Here is a 17,587-nt window from a genome sequence, read left to right on the forward strand (position 1 = left end):
GTCGAAGCTTCTCATCCTTCCCCGTGGGGTAGAATATAGCGTGTAGCCTCGCTAAGCGAAGCGCGAGCGAGGAGATAGCAGCACAGGTGGCTGAAGAGAGTGCAACAGTAGTGGGGGAAGGATAACTTGGCGCTAAAGCGCCTCGCCCTTCGGGCCGTTGCCTGTGGCAACGTTCTCTCGCTACGCTCGAGTCGAACCTTGGTCAAAGCTTCTCATCCTTCCCCGTAGGGCAGAATATAGAGTATCGCAGGCGGAGTAAGCTGGGTAATACATGAAGAGATGGTGGTGGGGGAAGGATTCGAACCTTCGAAGTCGATGACGGCAGATTTACAGTCTGCTCCCTTTGGCCGCTCGGGAACCCCACCAGGGGTAAAATCACATTGTAGGCTATTCAGCAAAATGAATGGTGGTGGGGGAAGGATAACTCGTCGCTATCGCTCCTCGCCCTTCGGGCCGTTGCCTGTGGCAACGTTCTCTCGCTGGCGCTCGAGTCGAACCTTAGTCGAAGGTTCTTACCCTTCCCGCTAAGTGCAAACATCGTTTACGCTTGTCGGGGAAACCATATCACTGTAGTGAATAATGGTGGTGGGGGAAGGATTCGAACCTTCGAAGTCGATGACGGCAGATTTACAGTCTGCTCCCTTTGGCCGCTCGGGAACCCCACCACGGGGAATATTCACTTCTGATGCATTCAACAGGAGGGAAGGATTATTCGGAGCTAAAGCTCCTCACCCTTCGGGCCGTTGCCCTTGGCAACGTTCTCTCGCTGGCGCTCGAGTCGAACCTTTAAGTCGATGACTGCAGATTGACAGTCAGCTCCCTAATGAACGCTCGGGAACCCCACCACGGGGTAATGCTTTGTTCTGGCCTGCTTCCTTCTCGGGAAGCGGGGCGCATCATACCAAATGATGCGCCCCTGTAAAGCATTCGTTTGACAAAAATAAACTGGTTGCCTGATTTTTACGCGTAACGCCGTAAAGCTAACCAATTCATTTCTCAGTCGATTAAAGAATAATCGTCCGGTTACCGTAAACGAAGACGCGCTGCGCCAGTACCTGATACAGCGCCCGGCTCAAGACGTTTTTCTCGACATCGCGCCCGGCGCGCATCATATCTTCTGCGGTATAGGTATGATCGACGTGAATCACGTCCTGCATGATGATTGGGCCTTCATCCAGATTGTCATTCACGTAGTGGGCGGTGGCGCCAATGATCTTCACGCCACGCTCATAGGCCTGATGATAGGGACGGGCACCGATAAACGCCGGTAAAAACGAATGGTGAATATTGATGATCTTGTTCGGGAAGCGGGCGACAAACTCCGGGGTGAGGACGCGCATATATTTGGCCAGTACTACGTAATCCGGCTCATGTGCTGCAATGGCATCTCCCATCTGCTTGTCGTGTTCTTCGCGGCTTAACCCTTCGTGGCTGACCAGCTCAAACGGAATACCAAAGCGCTCTACCAGCGGGCGCAACGTGTCATGGTTGCCGATAATCGCGGCGATGTCGACATCCAGTCCGCCGTAGTTGGCTTTCATCAGCAGGTCGCCGAGGCAGTGCGCCTCTTTCGTCACCAGAATGACCACGCGGCGACGGCCTGCCGGATTCAGTTCGCGGATAGAGCCTTCAGGCAGGGCGCTGTCGAGATCGGCCAGCAGAATAGCGTCGTTAAAAATGCCTTCCAGTTCGGTGCGCATAAAGAAACGACCGGTACGGTGGTCAACAAATTCATTGTTCTGCACAATGTTGAGTTCATGCTTGTAGCAGATATTGGTGATACGCGCGATGAGGCCTTTCTGATCAGGGCAAATAGTGCGTAGTACTTTACGTTGTAATGAATGCATCGCGAGGAAAATCCTGTAGTGTTTGCAAGCGCTACGGCAGCGTTACTGGCCGCAGCATTTTTTAAATTTTTTACCTGAGCCGCAAGGGCAGGGGTCATTACGACCAATCAGCGGTCGTGTCCCGTCGATATAGTACCACTGTCCATTTTCTTTTAAGAATCTGGAACGTTCAATAATGGCGCCCGGACGGTTATTGTCATTAAAGCGGGCGACAAAGCTGACAAAGCCTTCATGTGGTGCTCGCCCTTCATCACTGGCGAACAGGGTTAAGCCAAGCCACTCGGTCTGGCTAAACCCCTTCTCCAGTTCGGCGCGAAACGCCTGTGCCTGACAGGACGGATGCCAGGTTTTAATCAGATAGTCGGCGTCTTTCATGACGAACGCGCTATAGCGGGAGCGCATAAGCTGTGACGGGCCTGGTGCAAGCTCTGCGCCGCACAGATATCGCTGGCAACATGAGCTATACTCCAGTGCGCTGCCACAGGGGCATAATTGCGACAAGACTGCCTCCATGGAAGAAAGAGTTACGGCGCTTCAACGCCAAAGGTGTTTATGTTAACTGAGCCGTGACAATGTTGCCACGCTCAGAGTGGAAGGATAGTTATCAGTAATAATGAGAAAGCTTAAAATTGGTCTGGCGTTAGGGGCGGGAGCTGCCCGAGGATGGTCGCACATTGGCGTCATCAATGCCCTCCGTCAGGCTGGTATCGAGATTGATATCGTCGCGGGGTGCTCTATCGGTTCGCTGGTAGGGGCGGCGTATGCCTGCAACCGGCTCCCGGCGCTCGAGTCATGGATCTGCTCATTCAGCAACTGGGATGTCCTGAAGCTGATGGACCTCTCCTGGCGACGTGGGGGTCTGCTGCGCGGTGAAAAGGTATTTAATCATTACCGTCGCATCATGCCGGTGACCGATATCGAACGCTGCGAACGTCGGTTTGCTGCCGTCGCGACCAATTTAAGCACCGGCCGGGAACTGTGGTTTACTGAAGGCGATCTGCACTTAGCCGTTCGAGCCTCCTGCAGTATGCCAGGATTGATGGCGCCGGTAAGGCATAATGGTTACTGGCTGGTCGATGGCGCAGTGGTCAACCCGGTTCCCGTGTCGCTGACGCGGGCAATGGGGGCCGACATCGTGATTGCCGTTGACCTGCAACATGATGCCCATCTCATGCAGCAAGATTTATTCTCCCTCGAAACGCCGCGGCCGGAAGCCGAAGAGAAGGAGGGCCCATGGCATACTCGTCTGCGCGCGCGGTTGACGCAAATGAGCTCCCGTCGTACGGCCGTGACGCCGACGGCGATGGAGATCATGACCACGTCTATCCAGGTTCTGGAGAACCGTCTTAAACGCAACCGCATGGCGGGTGACCCGCCGGATATCCTGCTGCAGCCATACTGTCCGCAAGTGTCGACGCTCGACTTCCATCGCGCAGGAGAGGCGATTGCCGCGGGCCATTTGGCCGTGGAAAAGAAAATGGATGAACTATTACCCTTAGTGCGTACAGCGGTTTGACGTACAAGTACCTGACTTAAGTAAAATCTGACAGGCGATAGTGAGAATAGCGTGCCACTATTGAATTATCGTCAGCCAGGGGAGATATCATGACGCAGCCATTGGCGGGGAAACAGATTCTGATAGTTGAAGACGAACCCGTTTTCCGCTCACTCTTGCATGGATGGCTGACCTCGCTGGGAGCAACAACCTGGCTGGCGGAAGATGGCATGGATGCCCTGCATAAAATGACCGAGGTGCGTCCAGACCTGATGATTTGCGACATCTCAATGCCGAGAATGAACGGTCTGGAACTGGTCGAGACGCTGCGTAATCGCGGCGAGCAGCTGCCGATTCTGATGATTTCCGCCACCGAAAACATGGCGGATATTGCCAAAGCGTTACGGCTGGGCGTCCAGGATGTGCTGTTAAAACCGGTGAAAGATTTCGATCGCCTGCGTGAAACCGTTTATGCCTGCCTGTATCCCGCGATGTTTAGTTCACGTGTTGAGGAGGAAGAGCGTTTATTTGAGGACTGGGACGCGCTGGTCAGTAATCCGACCGCCGCGTCGAGGCTGCTGCAGGAGCTGCAACCTCCAGTGCAACAGGAAATGTCGCATTGCCGCATTCATTATCGACAGCTGGTGTCGGCAGATAAACCGGGTCTGGTGCTCGATATTGCGCCGCTCTCGGAAAATGATTTGGCTTTCTATTGTCTGGATGTCACACGAGCAGGGGATAATGGCGTGCTGGCAGCATTATTACTGCGCGCGTTGTTCAATAGTCTGCTGCAGGAGCAACTGGCGCATCAGGGGCAACGGCTACCTGAAATGGGGAGTTTGTTAAAACAGGTCAATCAGTTGCTGCGTCAGGCGAATCTTCCCGGTCAGTTCCCTTTGCTGGTGGGTTATTACCACAGCGGTTTGAAAAATTTAATTCTGGTGTCAGCAGGCCTCAATGGCACGTTGAATACCGGTGAGCATCAAATTCAGATAAGTAATGGCGTTCCTTTAGGGACGCTAGGTGATGCCTATCTTAATCAAATTAGCCAGCGCTGCGCCTCATGGCAGTGCCAAATTTGGGGGGCCGGAGGGCGTTTACGCTTAATGTTGTCTGCGGAATGAGCAATTGCGTTTATATCTAAGCAGACGGCATTACCTGTAGCCCTTTACTGGTGGTACCATCTAGCAGTTTTATGCGTAAAAGTCCTAATTCGAGGCTATCGGAACCTTTTCAGACCAGTGAATACGCGGTTGGCTGATATACTCGACACGTTATTTGTAACGAGAAGTTTAAAAAACAAACAGTCCAGGAGATTTCAATGGCTGCCCTTAATTCTAAAGTCAGAAAAGCGGTTATCCCGGTAGCGGGATTAGGCACCAGGATGCTGCCTGCCACCAAAGCGATTCCAAAAGAAATGCTGCCGCTGGTAGATAAGCCGTTAATTCAGTACGTTGTTAATGAATGTATAGCTGCAGGAATTACTGAAATTGTTCTGGTAACGCACTCGTCGAAAAACTCTATCGAAAACCATTTCGATACCAGTTTTGAGCTGGAAGCGATGCTGGAAAAACGTGTAAAACGCCAGCTTCTGGAAGAAGTGCAGTCTATTTGCCCGCCGCACGTGACAATTATGCAGGTTCGCCAGGGCCTGGCGAAAGGCCTTGGCCACGCGGTACTTTGTGCTCATCCGGTAGTGGGTGATGAGCCGGTGGCGGTTATTCTGCCAGACGTTATTCTGGATGAGTTTGAGTCCGATCTGAGCCGCGATAACCTCGCGGAGATGATCTCTCGCTTTGATGAGACCGGCGCCAGCCAGATCATGGTTGAGCCTGTCGCGGATGTGACCGCGTATGGCGTGGTCGATTGTAAAGGTGAATCCCTGAAGCCGGGCGAAAGCGTGCCGATGGTGGGCGTGGTCGAGAAGCCAAAAGCTGACGTTGCGCCATCTAACCTGGCGGTAGTAGGGCGCTATGTCCTCAGTGCAGATATTTGGCCGCTGCTGGCGAAGACCCCTCCGGGCGCCGGTGATGAAATTCAGCTGACTGACGCAATTGATATGCTGATCGAGAAAGAGACGGTTGAAGCTTATCATATGAAAGGCAAGAGCCATGACTGCGGCAATAAGCTCGGCTACATGCAGGCATTTGTCGAATATGGCATTCGTCACAAGACGCTTGGTGAAGATTTTAAAGCCTGGCTGGAAACCGCGGTGACGAAGTAATCCGCAGTGCTATTGAAAGCCTGAAACCGGGAGCGCGTCAGCGACTCCCGGTTTTTGTTTGTCGAGCCTGAGGGCAAAAAAAATCCCGCCGGAGCGGGATTTTTAATATTGCGACAACGGAGATTAGATCAGGAAATCGTCCAGTGATTTACCTTGTTCGTCCATTGCTTTTTTGATCACCGCAGGAGTACGGCCCTGGCCAGTCCAGGTTTTGGTTTCGCCGTTTTCGTCTACATAGCTATATTTAGCCGGACGTGCAGCACGCTTAGTTTTGGTACCGGCTTTAACGGCAGCCATGGTGCTCAGCAGTTCATTCGGGTCAATACCGTCAGCAATCAGCATTTCACGGTATTGCTGCAGCTTACGCGTACGTTCTTCAATTTCTGCCGCGGCGGCGTTTTCTTCTTCACGGCGCTCGTTAACAACGACTTCTAATTTTTCCAGCATTTCTTCGAGCGTTTCAAGGGTGCATTCTCTTGCCTGCGCACGAAGAGTACGGATGTTGTTCAAAATTTTAAGTGCTTCGCTCATTGTAGTAATCTCAAACTTATATTGTGGGGTGGTTTGTTGAACTAATAATAGAGCGATAAAATGCGTTGTGCAATAGGGGAGAATGTAAGGAATTCAAAATTACTGGTTATTTGTCGCGGGAATTAATTAATTTAAGTTAAAATTCTCGTGCTGCTTCACATCTTTCCTCCTTATAGCCATGAGCGGAAGGCTGGCTAAAACACTGAGACCGTATGCTTTTTCTGAGGTTCGGTGAGAAAAATTAACCTTTACATGGGTAAATAACCCTCGTCAGTATTAGCGCATTTTTGGTTACGCGTCTTAATATAAAACAATGCGCAAGACCGCTTATAGCCCATGGGTACTGGCCCTATAAGCACGAAAAGACAATGGTTACCGCGCTGATAGCGTAACGGGGCGTACAAATAATGGCCCTGTAAATTCAATTCATCATCTTAACCCTTTCTGTTTCCAGGCCCTTCAGCGCCGCGACAATACCCCTGCTGAAAGGGCGGCTGTACGCATAAAATATGGTACAATCGCCGCCGCGATAAAACACTTTGATTGGGGTCACGCAGCCGATGGCACAACTTTATTTCTACTACTCTGCAATGAATGCAGGTAAGTCGACCGCTCTGTTGCAATCTTCGTACAATTACCAGGAGCGGGGGATGCGTACCGTCGTTTATACCGCTGAGATAGATGACCGCTTTGGCGCTGGAAAAGTCAGCTCGCGTATCGGTCTCTCCTCGCCGGCCCGGTTGTATAATCCGCAGACGTCACTCTTTAACGATATTGCGGCAGAGCACAAGCTCAAGCCGATTCACTGCGTGCTGGTGGACGAAAGCCAGTTTCTGACGCGCGAACAGGTTCATGAGCTGTCCGAAGTTGTCGATACACTGGATATTCCGGTGCTTTGCTATGGACTGCGGACGGATTTTCGCGGCGAGCTCTTTACCGGAAGCCAGTATTTACTGGCGTGGTCCGATAAGCTGGTGGAGCTGAAAACCATCTGCTTCTGCGGGCGTAAGGCCAGCATGGTGCTACGTCTCGATCAAGAGGGGCGACCTTATAATGAAGGCGAGCAGGTCGTCATCGGTGGCAATGAGCGGTATGTCTCCGTCTGTCGTAAGCATTATAAAGAGGCGCTGAGCGTGGGTTCTTTAACCCAGGTACAAAACCAGCGTCACTCCTGCTGAGCCGCTCAGAAGCTCGTACAGGCGCCTGTGGGCGCCTTTTTTATATCCAGGAAGCCTTGTGCTCAGGAATGGCTACAGGCAGGCATAAAAAAAGCCCCGTCATCTGACGGGGCTTGCAGAGCGTTTACGGCTGTTGATTAAGCGGATTTCTTCGCTTTTTTCTCAGCTTTCACTGGAGCAGCTTCGGTTTTCGCAGCAGTTTCGCCTTCGACGAATTCGCGGCCGTAGTAGGTATCCAGCAGAATCTGTTTCAGCTCGGAGATCAGCGGGTAGCGTGGGTTAGCGCCGGTGCACTGGTCATCGAATGCATCTTCAGACAGCTTATCAACGTTGGCCAGGAAGTCAGCTTCCTGAACGCCAGCTTCGCGGATAGATTTCGGAATACCCAGCTCAGCTTTGATGCTTTCCAGCCATGCCAGCAGTTTCTCGATTTTCGCTGCGGTGCGGTCGCCCGGTGCGGAGAGACCCAGGTGATCGGCGATTTCAGCGTAGCGACGACGAGCCTGCGGACGGTCGTACTGGCTGAACGCGGTCTGCTTGGTCGGGTTGTCATTCGCGTTGTAGCGGATAACGTTGCAGATCAGCAGGGCGTTGGCCAGACCGTGCGGAATATGGAACTGGGAGCCCAGTTTGTGCGCCATGGAGTGACACACCCCGAGGAAGGCGTTCGCAAACGCGATACCGGCGATAGTCGCAGCACTGTGTACGCGCTCACGGGCAACCGGGTTCTTGGAACCTTCGTGGTAGGAAGCCGGCAGGTACTCTTTCAGCAGTTTCAGTGCCTGCAGAGCCTGGCCGTCAGAGAACTCAGAAGCCAGCACGGAAACGTAAGCTTCCAGGGCGTGAGTCACCGCATCCAGACCACCGAACGCACACAGCGATTTCGGCATATCCATCACCAGGTTGGCATCGACGATGGCCATATCTGGGGTCAGCGCGTAGTCTGCCAGCGGATATTTCTGACCAGTCGCGTCATCGGTCACCACGGCGAACGGAGTGACTTCAGAACCGGTACCGGAAGTGGTGGTGATCGCCACCATCTTGGCTTTGACGCCCATTTTCGGGAACTTGTAGATACGTTTACGGATATCCATAAAGCGCAGCGCCAGTTCTTCGAAGTGGGTTTCCGGGTGCTCGTACATGACCCACATGATTTTCGCCGCATCCATCGGGGAACCGCCGCCCAGCGCGATGATGACGTCTGGTTTGAAGGAGTTCGCCAGATCGGCACCTTTACGTACGATGGTCAGGGTCGGGTCAGCTTCAACTTCGAAGAAGACTTCGGTTTCAACACCCGCTGCTTTCAGTACGGAAGTGATCTGATCGGCATAGCCGTTGTTGAACAGGAAGCGGTCAGTCACGATCAGCGCGCGTTTGTGACCATCAGTAATCACTTCATCCAGTGCGATTGGCAGGGAGCCACGACGGAAGTAGATAGATTTCGGAAGTTTGTGCCACAACATGTTTTCAGCTCGCTTAGCAACGGTTTTCTTGTTGATCAGGTGTTTCGGACCAACGTTTTCAGAGATGGAGTTACCACCCCAGGAACCACAACCCAGAGTCAGGGAAGGCGCGAGTTTGAAGTTGTACAGGTCACCGATACCACCCTGAGAAGCTGGGGTGTTGATCAGGATACGTGCGGTTTTCATCATCTGGCCGAAGTAAGCCACGCGAGCCGGCTGGTTGTCCTGGTCGGTGTACAGGCAAGAGGTATGACCGATACCGCCCATGGCGACCAGTTTTTCCGCTTTGATCACTGCGTCTTCGAAATCTTTTGCACGATACATCGCCAGTGTCGGAGACAGTTTTTCGTGAGCAAACGGTTCGCTTTCGTCAACGTTGGTGACTTCGCCAATCAGGATCTTAGTCGTAGCCGGAACGGTGAAGCCTGCCAGTTCAGCGATTTTTGCCGCTGGCTGACCAACGATAGCGGCGTTCAGCGCGCCATTTTTCAGGATGATGTCCTGAACCGCTTTCAGCTCTTTACCCTGCAGCAGGTAGCCGCCGTGGCTGGCGAAACGTTCGCGAACTGCGTCATACACTGAATCAACGACAACAACGGACTGCTCAGAAGCACAGATAACGCCGTTATCGAAGGTTTTAGACATCAGCACGGAAGCAACAGCGCGTTTGATATCAGCCGTTTCATCAATGACCACCGGGGTGTTACCGGCACCAACGCCGATAGCTGGTTTACCGGAGCTGTACGCCGCTTTCACCATGCCTGGACCACCGGTCGCAAGGATCAGGTTGATGTCCGGGTGATGCATCAGCGCGTTAGACAGTTCTACGGACGGCTGATCGATCCAGCCGATCAGGTCTTTCGGCGCGCCAGCTGCGATGGCAGCCTGCAGTACGATGTCAGCTGCTTTGTTGGTGGCTTCTTTAGCACGCGGATGCGGGGAGAAAATGATGGCGTTACGTGTCTTCAGGCTGATGAGCGATTTGAAGATGGCTGTTGAAGTCGGGTTCGTGGTCGGTACGATACCGCAGATGATGCCGATAGGTTCAGCGATAGTGATGGTACCAAAGGTGTCGTCTTCTGACAGGACGCCACAGGTTTTTTCGTCTTTATATGCGTTGTAAATGTATTCGGAAGCGAAGTGGTTTTTGATTACTTTGTCTTCAACGATACCCATGCCGGATTCGGCAACGGCCATTTTGGCGAGAGGGATTCGAGCATCTGCAGCGGCCAGAGCGGCGGCGCGGAAGATTTTATCGACTTGTTCTTGAGTGAAACTGGCATATTCACGCTGGGCTTTCTTGACACGCTCAACAAGCGCGTTCAGTTCAGCGATATTAGTAACAGCCATAGTGCTCTCCTGATAATGTTAAACTTTTTTAGTAAATCAGTCGCTCGATTCGACATTATAGACAGGCTGTTAACAGCTTGCATGTAAATGTTTATGTAGAAAAATCAGGACACTGTTTTACCGATTTACTAAAAAAGCTTTATCTCTTTAACTTTCAGGTACTGCTGCCTTCCACTCTGTTGGTGTCATCAAGATTACTCACTTCTGAGTACAAAATACGTGATTTAGATCAAGTATTGGCGTGGCTGATACCTTTCAGCTGGCTGCTTTTTAACCGGTTCGATCAAGTGTAATAGACGGGTTTTGAAATTAAAAAAACGATTAGCATTAAAACTACAAATAACTAACATTCGATACATATCACCGGGTTATGCATATTTATAATGAATATTGCATGCAAAAAGCGTATGTTTCGCGCAGTTATTTTATGCTGTTAATAGTCAACCGCCAATTTTGATGATGCTGCGGAGCCCATTGTGACTCAACCACTGTTCGATTTTGCTACCTATTTCAAGTTTTTCATTGGCTTATTTGCCCTGGTCAACCCGGTTGGCATCATTCCGGTGTTCATCAGTATGACCAGCTACCAACCGGCAGCGGTACGCAACAAGACCAACCTGACCGCAAACCTGTCGGTAGCGATCATCCTCCTGACGTCGTTGTTTCTCGGCGATGGCATTCTGCAGATTTTTGGCATCTCGATTGATTCCTTCCGCATTGCCGGCGGCATCCTGGTGGTGACCATTGCGATGTCGATGATCAGCGGCAAACTCGGCGAAGATAAACAGAACAAGCAGGAGAAGTCGGAGACGGCGGTCCGGGAGAGCATCGGCGTCGTGCCTCTCGCGCTCCCTTTAATGGCCGGACCGGGGGCAATCAGTTCAACCATCGTCTGGGGTACCCGATATCATTCCTGGGTGCACCTGGTCGGGTTCTCACTGGCGATAGCGGTATTCGCTCTCTGCTGCTGGGGCATTTTCCGAATGGCGCCGTGGCTGGTTCGTCTGCTGGGGCAGACGGGAATCAACGTCATCACCCGTATCATGGGCTTGTTGCTGATGGCCCTGGGGATCGAATTTATCGTAACCGGTATTAAAGCGCTGTTCCCCGGACTGCTTAATTAGTGGAACACCATGCAAGCGTGGAGGCTTCACTTCGCGCTTGCGCGATTATTAGCAAAACCTATTAACCAGCGCGAGATCGGCCGTTGAGATAACGTTTTGCGATAATATCTTTAAATCCATATTTTTCATTAAGATATCTGTTTTTGTTCATTGTTTTCCCCTCACGCTCTTCCTGCCTGCGATGTTATTTTCTTCACATCATTCTCTGGCACTTGCTGTCGGATCATCGAAATGATATTAGTAATTTTAACAAGGCAGTAGATGAATGTGCTAAAAAGTAACCTGTTGTTAAATTTTTGTACAAAAAAGCACCTTTTAGCCGATGCTCGATTCTCAACGCGATTAAAAAATCATATCACTATGATTAACAATGATATTTTTTTGTCGGTAGTCCGCGAAGATCTTGAGCATCGCGGGCAATATCGGCGATAAAAGAGAATCCGGTAACATATTTGCAAATTGCATTGGCGGAGGTGTTTACCTTTTGGTAATTTCCGCCGTTATCGTCTGCTGAATTATATGCGTAAATGAGAATCATTATTAATAATCTCACTGCGCCGGAACTGCCCTCCAGCGAGGGGGCAAAGAATCGACGTTAAGGCTGCCGTTCGAGCGGTCGTAATAAATAAGTCGGTGATAGCAATCTGCCAATCGCAAACGCTCCTGCGTTGGACAGATCCCCGCAAACGGGAAAAAAAACAGGCTGGTTAAAAAACCAGTAATTATAATGACTGGAGTTACAACACAATGACCATCATCACTAAAAAACGTTTGATCGCCGCGGGAGTGCTATCCGCACTCATTGCCGGCAATATGGCTATGGCAGCGGATGTCCCGGCCGGTGTGCAGCTGTCGGATAAGCAAACGCTGGTACGAAATAGCGGCGCTGAGCCGCAATCGCTGGACCCGAATAAAATTGAAGGGGTACCCGAGGCCAATATTAGCCGCGACCTCTTCGAAGGGTTGCTGAATACTTCGCCGAAAGATGGACACCCGATCCCAGGCGTGGCGGAGAGCTGGGATAATAAAGATTTTAAAGTCTGGACCTTCCATCTGCGTAAAGATGCGAAATGGTCTAACGGCGAGCCGGTTACCGCCCAGGACTTCGTATACAGCTGGCAGCGTCTGGTGGACCCGAAAACAGCGTCTCCTTATGCCAGCTATCCGCAATATGGTCATATCCTTAACGTCGACGAAATCATTGACGGCAAGAAAGCCCCGAGCGAACTGGGTGTAAAAGCCATTGACGACCACACGCTGGAAGTCACCCTCAGCGAGCCAGTCCCTTATTTTTATAAGCTGCTGGTTAACCCAGCGATGTCTCCTGTCTACAAACCGGCCATTGAAAAATTTGGCGAGAAATGGACACAGCCTGGCAATATCGTCACCAACGGTGCCTACACGCTGAAAGACTGGGTGGTCAACGAACGTATCGTGATGGAGCGCAACCCGCACTACTGGGATAATGCTAAAACCGTCATTAACACCGTCACCTGGCTGCCGACCTCTTCTGAAGTGACCTATGTTAACCGCTATCGCAGCGGTGAACTGGACATGACTTATAACCAACTGCCGATCGAACTCTTCCAGAAGCTGAAAAAAGAGATCCCGAACGAGCTGCATGTTGACCCGTATCTGTGTACCTATTATTACGAAATCAACAACCAGAAAGCGCCGTTTACCGACGTACGTGTCCGTACCGCGCTGAAGCTGGGTCTGGATCGCGACATTATTGCTAACAAGGTGAAAGGACAGGGCGATCTGCCGGCCTACGGCTACACACCGCCTTACACCGATGGCGCGAAGCTGAGCGAGCCGGAATGGTTCACCTGGTCGCAGGAAAAACGTAACGAAGAAGCGAAGAAACTGCTGGCCGAAGCCGGTTACACCGCGGATAAACCGTTAACCTTTAACCTGCTGTATAACACCTCCGATTTGCACAAGAAGCTGGCGATTGCTGCCGCCTCGCTGTGGCGTAAAAACCTGGGCATTGACGTGAAGCTGGTTAACCAGGAGTGGAAAACGTTCCTCGATACCCGTCACCAGGGCACCTATGATGTTGCACGCGCGGGCTGGTGCGCCGACTATAACGAGCCAACTTCCTTCCTGAACACCATGCTCTCTGACAGCTCAATGAACACTGCGCACTATAAGAGCCCGGCGTTCGACAAGATTATGGCTGAATCCGTAAAAGCGTCTGATGAAGCGCAGCGTACGGCAGCCTATGCGAAAGCGGAACAGCAGCTGGACAAAGACAGCGCGATCGTACCGGTCTATTACTACGTCAACGCCCGCCTGGTGAAACCGTGGGTTGGGGGCTATACCGGTAAAGACCCGATGGATAACGTCTATACCAAAGATCTCTACGTTATCAAACATTAATGGCAATACGTGGGGCGGGCCTGTGCTCGCTCCATCGTGTCTTATTTGAGAGCAGTGCAAAGGCACACGCCAGAAGGTACGGGCAATGTTAAAATTTATCTTACGTCGCTGTCTGGAAGCGATTCCGACGCTATTTATTCTTATTACCATCTCATTCTTCATGATGCGTCTGGCTCCGGGAAGTCCTTTTACCGGGGAGCGCACCCTGCCGCCGGAAGTCATGGCGAATATTGAAGCAAAATACCATTTAAACGACCCTATCATGACGCAGTACTTCAATTATCTGAAGCAACTGGCGCATGGCGATTTTGGTCCCTCGTTTAAATACAAAGATTATTCGGTCAACGATCTGGTGGCTGCCAGCTTCCCGGTTTCTGCGAAACTGGGCTTCGCCGCCTTTTTACTCGCGGTGGTGATCGGCGTCGCCGCCGGGGTGATAGCCGCTCTGAAGCAAAACACCCGATGGGACTACGCAGTGATGGGGGTAGCCATGACCGGCGTGGTTATTCCGAGCTTTGTGGTCGCGCCGCTGCTGGTGATGATCTTTGCCATTACCCTGCACTGGCTGCCGGGCGGCGGCTGGAACGGCGGAGCGCTGAAATTTATGATCCTGCCGATGGTGGCGCTTTCCCTGGCCTATATCGCCAGTATCGCCCGTATCACCCGCGGCTCGATGATAGAAGTGTTGCACTCTAACTTTATCCGCACCGCGCGGGCAAAAGGGCTGCCGATGCGCCGCATTATTTTGCGCCATGCGCTGAAGCCGGCGCTGCTGCCGGTGCTCTCCTATATGGGGCCAGCTTTCGTGGGCATCATCACCGGCTCAATGGTCATTGAAACCATTTACGGCCTGCCGGGGATCGGCCAGCTGTTCGTTAACGGGGCGCTTAACCGCGACTACTCGCTGGTGCTGAGCCTGACGATCCTCGTTGGCGCCCTGACTATCCTGTTCAACGCCATCGTTGACGTGCTGTACGCCGTTATCGATCCGAAGATTCGCTACTGAAGCCGGAGTTCGCCATGATGTTAAGTAAGAAAAATAGCGAGGCGCTGGAAAACTTCAGTGAGAAGCTGGAAGTGGAGGGGCGTAGCCTCTGGCAGGATGCGCGTCGCCGCTTTATGCACAACCGCGCCGCGGTGACCAGCCTGATAATGCTGGTGCTTATTGCGCTGTTTGTCACCTTTGCGCCGATGGTGTCGTCGTTCTCCTACTTCGATACCGACTGGGGCATGATGTCCAACGCACCGGATATGGCTTCAGGCCACTACTTCGGAACCGACTCCTCCGGGCGCGACCTGCTGGTGCGCGTGGCGATCGGCGGGCGCATTTCGCTGATGGTCGGGGTGGCAGCGGCGCTGGTGGCGGTGATCCTCGGCACGCTGTACGGTTCGCTTTCCGGTTATCTCGGCGGCAAAGTGGATTCGGTGATGATGCGTCTGCTGGAGATCCTCAACTCCTTCCCGTTTATGTTCTTCGTCATCCTGTTGGTGACCTTTTTTGGTCAGAATATCCTGCTGATCTTTGTTGCCATCGGCATGGTTTCCTGGCTGGATATGGCGCGTATCGTGCGCGGACAGACCTTGAGCCTGAAGCGTAAAGAGTTTATCGAAGCCGCGCAGGTCGGTGGGGTCTCCACGGCTAGCATCGTGCTGCGCCATATCGTCCCCAACGTACTGGGGGTGGTGGTAGTGTACGCCTCGCTGCTGGTCCCCAGCATGATCCTCTTCGAATCCTTCCTCAGCTTCCTCGGGCTGGGAACCCAGGAGCCGCTCAGCAGTTGGGGAGCATTGCTCAGTGATGGCGCCAACTCAATGGAGGTCTCGCCCTGGCTGCTGCTGTTCCCGGCGGGTTTCCTGGTGGTGACCCTGTTCTGTTTCAACTTTATCGGCGATGGTCTGCGTGATGCCCTCGACCCGAAAGACCGCTAAGGAGCGCTGCCATGACCATGATTGAAACGGCAAAAGCGCCGCAAGCGCAGAGTCACAGCGGCCTGCTGCTGGACGTGAAAGATCTTCGCGTCACCTTTAAAACGCCGGATGGCGATGTCACCGCCGTTAATGACCTGAACTTCACCCTGCAGGCGGGCGAGACGCTCGGCATTGTGGGGGAATCTGGCTCCGGTAAATCGCAAACCGCCTTCGCCCTGATGGGACTGCTGGCGGCCAACGGTCGTATCGGGGGCTCCGCCACCTTTAACGGCCGGCAGATCCTCAATTTGCCCGAGCGTGAACTGAACAAACTGCGCGCCGAGCAAATCTCGATGATTTTCCAGGATCCGATGACCTCTCTTAACCCGTATATGCGGGTGGGCGAGCAGTTAATGGAAGTTCTGATGCTGCACAAAGGACTGAGCAAAGCCGAAGCGTTTGAAGAGTCGGTGAAGATGCTCGATGCGGTAAAAATGCCGGAAGCGCGCAAGCGTATGAAGATGTTTCCGCATGAGTTCTCCGGCGGGATGCGCCAGCGCGTGATGATTGCCATGGCGCTGTTGTGCCGGCCCCGGCTGCTGATAGCGGATGAACCCACTACCGCGCTGGACGTCACCGTGCAGGCGCAGATCATGACGCTGTTGAATGAGCTTAAACGCGAATTTAATACGGCTATCATCATGATCACCCACGACCTCGGAGTGGTGGCCGGGATCTGCGATAAAGTGCTGGTGATGTATGCCGGGCGCACCATGGAGTACGGTCAGGCGCGCGATGTCTTCTATCAGCCGTCGCATCCATACTCTATTGGCCTGTTAAATGCGGTTCCACGCCTGGATGCCGAAGGCGATGCGTTGTTAACCATCCCTGGCAACCCGCCAAACCTGCTGCGATTGCCGAAAGGCTGTCCATTCCAGCCGCGCTGTCCGCACGCCATGGAGCAGTGCAGCAGCGCACCGCCGCTGGAGTCGTTCGCGCCAGGCCGCCTGCGCGCCTGCTTTAAACCGGTGGGGGATCTGCTATGAACGCCGTAACTGAACAACGAAAAGTTCTGCTCGAGATTGCCGACCTGAAGGTGCATTTCGATATCAAAGATGGCAAGCAGTGGTTCTGGCAGCCGTCGAAAACGCTGAAAGCGGTGGATGGCGTGACGCTGCGTCTCTATGAGGGAGAAACCCTCGGTGTGGTGGGGGAGTCAGGTTGCGGTAAATCGACCTTCGCCCGCGCCATTATTGGCCTGGTGAAAGCGACCGATGGCAAAGTGGCCTGGCTTGGGAAAGATCTGCTGGGCATGAAGCAGGAAGAGTGGCGCGACGTGCGCAGCGATATCCAGATGATCTTCCAGGATCCGCTGGCATCGCTGAACCCGCGCATGACCATCGGGGAGATTATCGCCGAACCGCTGCGCACCTATCATCCGAAGATGTCGCGTCAGGAAGTTCGCGATCGCGTCAAAGCGATGATGATGAAGGTCGGGTTGCTGCCTAATCTGATCAACCGCTATCCGCACGAGTTCTCCGGCGGTCAGTGCCAGCGTATTGGCATCGCACGGGCATTGATCCTTGAGCCGAAGCTGATTATCTGCGATGAGCCAGTATCTGCGCTTGACGTGTCGATTCAGGCTCAGGTGGTCAACCTGCTGCAGCAGTTGCAGCGTGAAATGGGGCTGTCACTGATATTTATCGCCCACGATCTGGCGGTGGTTAAACATATCTCCGACCGCGTCCTGGTGATGTATCTGGGCCATGCGGTGGAGCTGGGCACCTACGACGAGGTGTATCATAATCCGCTGCATCCTTATACCAAAGCGCTGATGTCGGCGGTACCGATCCCCGATCCTGATCTCGAGAAAGCGAAAACTATTCAGTTGCTGGAGGGCGAATTACCCTCGCCAATTAACCCGCCGTCGGGCTGCGTGTTCCGCACCCGCTGCCCGCTCGCCGGGCCAGAGTGTGCGAAAACCCGCCCGGTACTGGAGGGCAGTTTCCGCCATGCGGTTTCCTGCCTTAAGGTAGACCCGTTATAATCTCAGGGGCTGACGCAGGTCAGCCCTTTTTTTTTTGC

The 17,587-nt window shown here is 52.9% G+C and carries 16 protein-coding genes, 2 tRNA genes and 3 other RNA genes; 11 read left to right on the top strand and 10 right to left on the bottom strand.

Annotated elements, in window-relative coordinates; all coding sequences use genetic code 11:
* Positions 1-105: 105 nt before the first annotated feature.
* From CWM57_RS00005 to CWM57_RS00035, 7 genes are all read right to left on the bottom strand, one after another.
* Positions 106-237: non-coding RNA, RtT sRNA (locus tag CWM57_RS00005), on the bottom strand.
* Positions 238-280: 43 nt separating this feature from the next.
* Positions 281-365, bottom strand: a tRNA-Tyr gene (locus CWM57_RS00010).
* Positions 366-404: 39 nt separating this feature from the next.
* Positions 405-537: non-coding RNA, RtT sRNA (locus CWM57_RS00015), on the bottom strand.
* 43 nt (positions 538-580) lie between these two features.
* Positions 581-665 (bottom strand) — tRNA-Tyr (locus CWM57_RS00020).
* Between the two features lie 26 nt (positions 666-691).
* Positions 692-833: non-coding RNA, RtT sRNA (locus CWM57_RS00025), on the bottom strand.
* Between the two features lie 171 nt (positions 834-1,004).
* Complete coding sequence (gene purU / locus CWM57_RS00030; RefSeq protein WP_074385533.1) at positions 1,005-1,847, bottom strand: formyltetrahydrofolate deformylase; 843 nt, start codon at positions 1,845-1,847, stop codon at positions 1,005-1,007.
* 42 nt (positions 1,848-1,889) lie between these two features.
* Entirely contained in the window at positions 1,890-2,348 is a 459-nt protein-coding gene (locus CWM57_RS00035; RefSeq protein ID WP_061154202.1) for a YchJ family protein, read from the bottom strand.
* 112 nt (positions 2,349-2,460) lie between these two features.
* Here CWM57_RS00035 and rssA point away from each other — a divergent pair, with 112 nt between their 5' ends.
* From rssA to galU, 3 genes are all read left to right on the top strand, one after another.
* Positions 2,461-3,363, top strand: a complete 903-nt coding sequence (gene rssA / locus CWM57_RS00040; RefSeq protein ID WP_061154203.1) for a patatin-like phospholipase RssA — start codon at positions 2,461-2,463, stop codon at positions 3,361-3,363.
* 89 nt (positions 3,364-3,452) lie between these two features.
* Complete coding sequence (rssB, locus tag CWM57_RS00045) at positions 3,453-4,466, top strand: two-component system response regulator RssB (protein ID WP_061154204.1); 1,014 nt, start codon at positions 3,453-3,455, stop codon at positions 4,464-4,466.
* A 197-nt stretch (positions 4,467-4,663) separates the two neighbouring features.
* Positions 4,664-5,566, top strand: a complete 903-nt coding sequence (galU, locus tag CWM57_RS00050) for a UTP--glucose-1-phosphate uridylyltransferase GalU (RefSeq protein ID WP_061154205.1) — start codon at positions 4,664-4,666, stop codon at positions 5,564-5,566.
* 123 nt (positions 5,567-5,689) lie between these two features.
* Here galU and hns read toward each other — a convergent pair whose 3' ends face one another.
* Both hns and CWM57_RS27290 read right to left on the bottom strand, forming a co-directional pair.
* Positions 5,690-6,097 carry a histone-like nucleoid-structuring protein H-NS gene (gene hns / locus CWM57_RS00055; RefSeq protein ID WP_002910103.1) on the bottom strand — a complete coding sequence of 136 codons (408 nt, stop codon included), beginning with the start codon at positions 6,095-6,097 and terminating at the stop codon, positions 5,690-5,692.
* Positions 6,098-6,518: 421 nt separating this feature from the next.
* Positions 6,519-6,650 (bottom strand): hypothetical protein, encoded by a 132-nt coding sequence (locus tag CWM57_RS27290; protein WP_165784107.1) that lies wholly within the window; start codon positions 6,648-6,650, stop codon positions 6,519-6,521.
* 7 nt (positions 6,651-6,657) lie between these two features.
* Between CWM57_RS27290 and tdk the strand changes: the two genes are divergently transcribed.
* A complete protein-coding gene (gene tdk, locus CWM57_RS00060; RefSeq protein ID WP_061156354.1) occupies positions 6,658-7,275 on the top strand; it encodes a thymidine kinase in 618 nt (205 codons plus the stop codon).
* Positions 7,276-7,412: 137 nt separating this feature from the next.
* Here the strand turns inward: tdk and adhE are convergent, their stop codons facing one another.
* Positions 7,413-10,088 carry a bifunctional acetaldehyde-CoA/alcohol dehydrogenase gene (gene adhE, locus CWM57_RS00065; RefSeq protein ID WP_074385535.1) on the bottom strand — a complete coding sequence of 892 codons (2,676 nt, stop codon included), beginning with the start codon at positions 10,086-10,088 and terminating at the stop codon, positions 7,413-7,415.
* Positions 10,089-10,165: 77 nt separating this feature from the next.
* Between adhE and CWM57_RS00070 the strand changes: the two genes are divergently transcribed.
* The 7 genes from CWM57_RS00070 (at position 10,166) to oppF (ending at position 17,549) form a co-directional block, all read left to right on the top strand.
* Positions 10,166-10,381 (top strand): hypothetical protein, encoded by a 216-nt coding sequence (locus CWM57_RS00070; protein ID WP_071839070.1) that lies wholly within the window; start codon positions 10,166-10,168, stop codon positions 10,379-10,381.
* 183 nt (positions 10,382-10,564) lie between these two features.
* Entirely contained in the window at positions 10,565-11,212 is a 648-nt protein-coding gene (locus tag CWM57_RS00075; RefSeq protein ID WP_008804412.1) for a YchE family NAAT transporter, read from the top strand.
* A 747-nt stretch (positions 11,213-11,959) separates the two neighbouring features.
* Positions 11,960-13,594 carry an oligopeptide ABC transporter substrate-binding protein OppA gene (gene oppA / locus CWM57_RS00080; protein WP_074385536.1) on the top strand — a complete coding sequence of 545 codons (1,635 nt, stop codon included), beginning with the start codon at positions 11,960-11,962 and terminating at the stop codon, positions 13,592-13,594.
* A gap of 85 nt (positions 13,595-13,679) precedes the next feature.
* Positions 13,680-14,600, top strand: a complete 921-nt coding sequence (gene oppB / locus CWM57_RS00085; RefSeq protein WP_002910089.1) for an oligopeptide ABC transporter permease OppB — start codon at positions 13,680-13,682, stop codon at positions 14,598-14,600.
* Between the two features lie 14 nt (positions 14,601-14,614).
* The gene (gene oppC, locus CWM57_RS00090) at positions 14,615-15,523 is read left to right on the top strand and encodes an oligopeptide ABC transporter permease OppC (RefSeq protein ID WP_004145396.1); all 909 of its coding nucleotides are present in this window, start codon (positions 14,615-14,617) and stop codon (positions 15,521-15,523) included.
* A gap of 11 nt (positions 15,524-15,534) precedes the next feature.
* Entirely contained in the window at positions 15,535-16,548 is a 1,014-nt protein-coding gene (locus CWM57_RS00095) for an ABC transporter ATP-binding protein (protein ID WP_004151853.1), read from the top strand.
* Complete coding sequence (gene oppF, locus CWM57_RS00100) at positions 16,545-17,549, top strand: murein tripeptide/oligopeptide ABC transporter ATP-binding protein OppF (protein WP_008804414.1); 1,005 nt, start codon at positions 16,545-16,547, stop codon at positions 17,547-17,549. Before CWM57_RS00095 ends, oppF begins: the two co-directional genes overlap by 4 nt.
* Positions 17,550-17,587: the final 38 nt, after the last annotated feature.

This window comes from Klebsiella sp. G-Nf4 (genome assembly GCF_002810615.1).
GTDB classification, from domain to species: Bacteria; Pseudomonadota; Gammaproteobacteria; order Enterobacterales; family Enterobacteriaceae; genus Klebsiella; species Klebsiella variicola.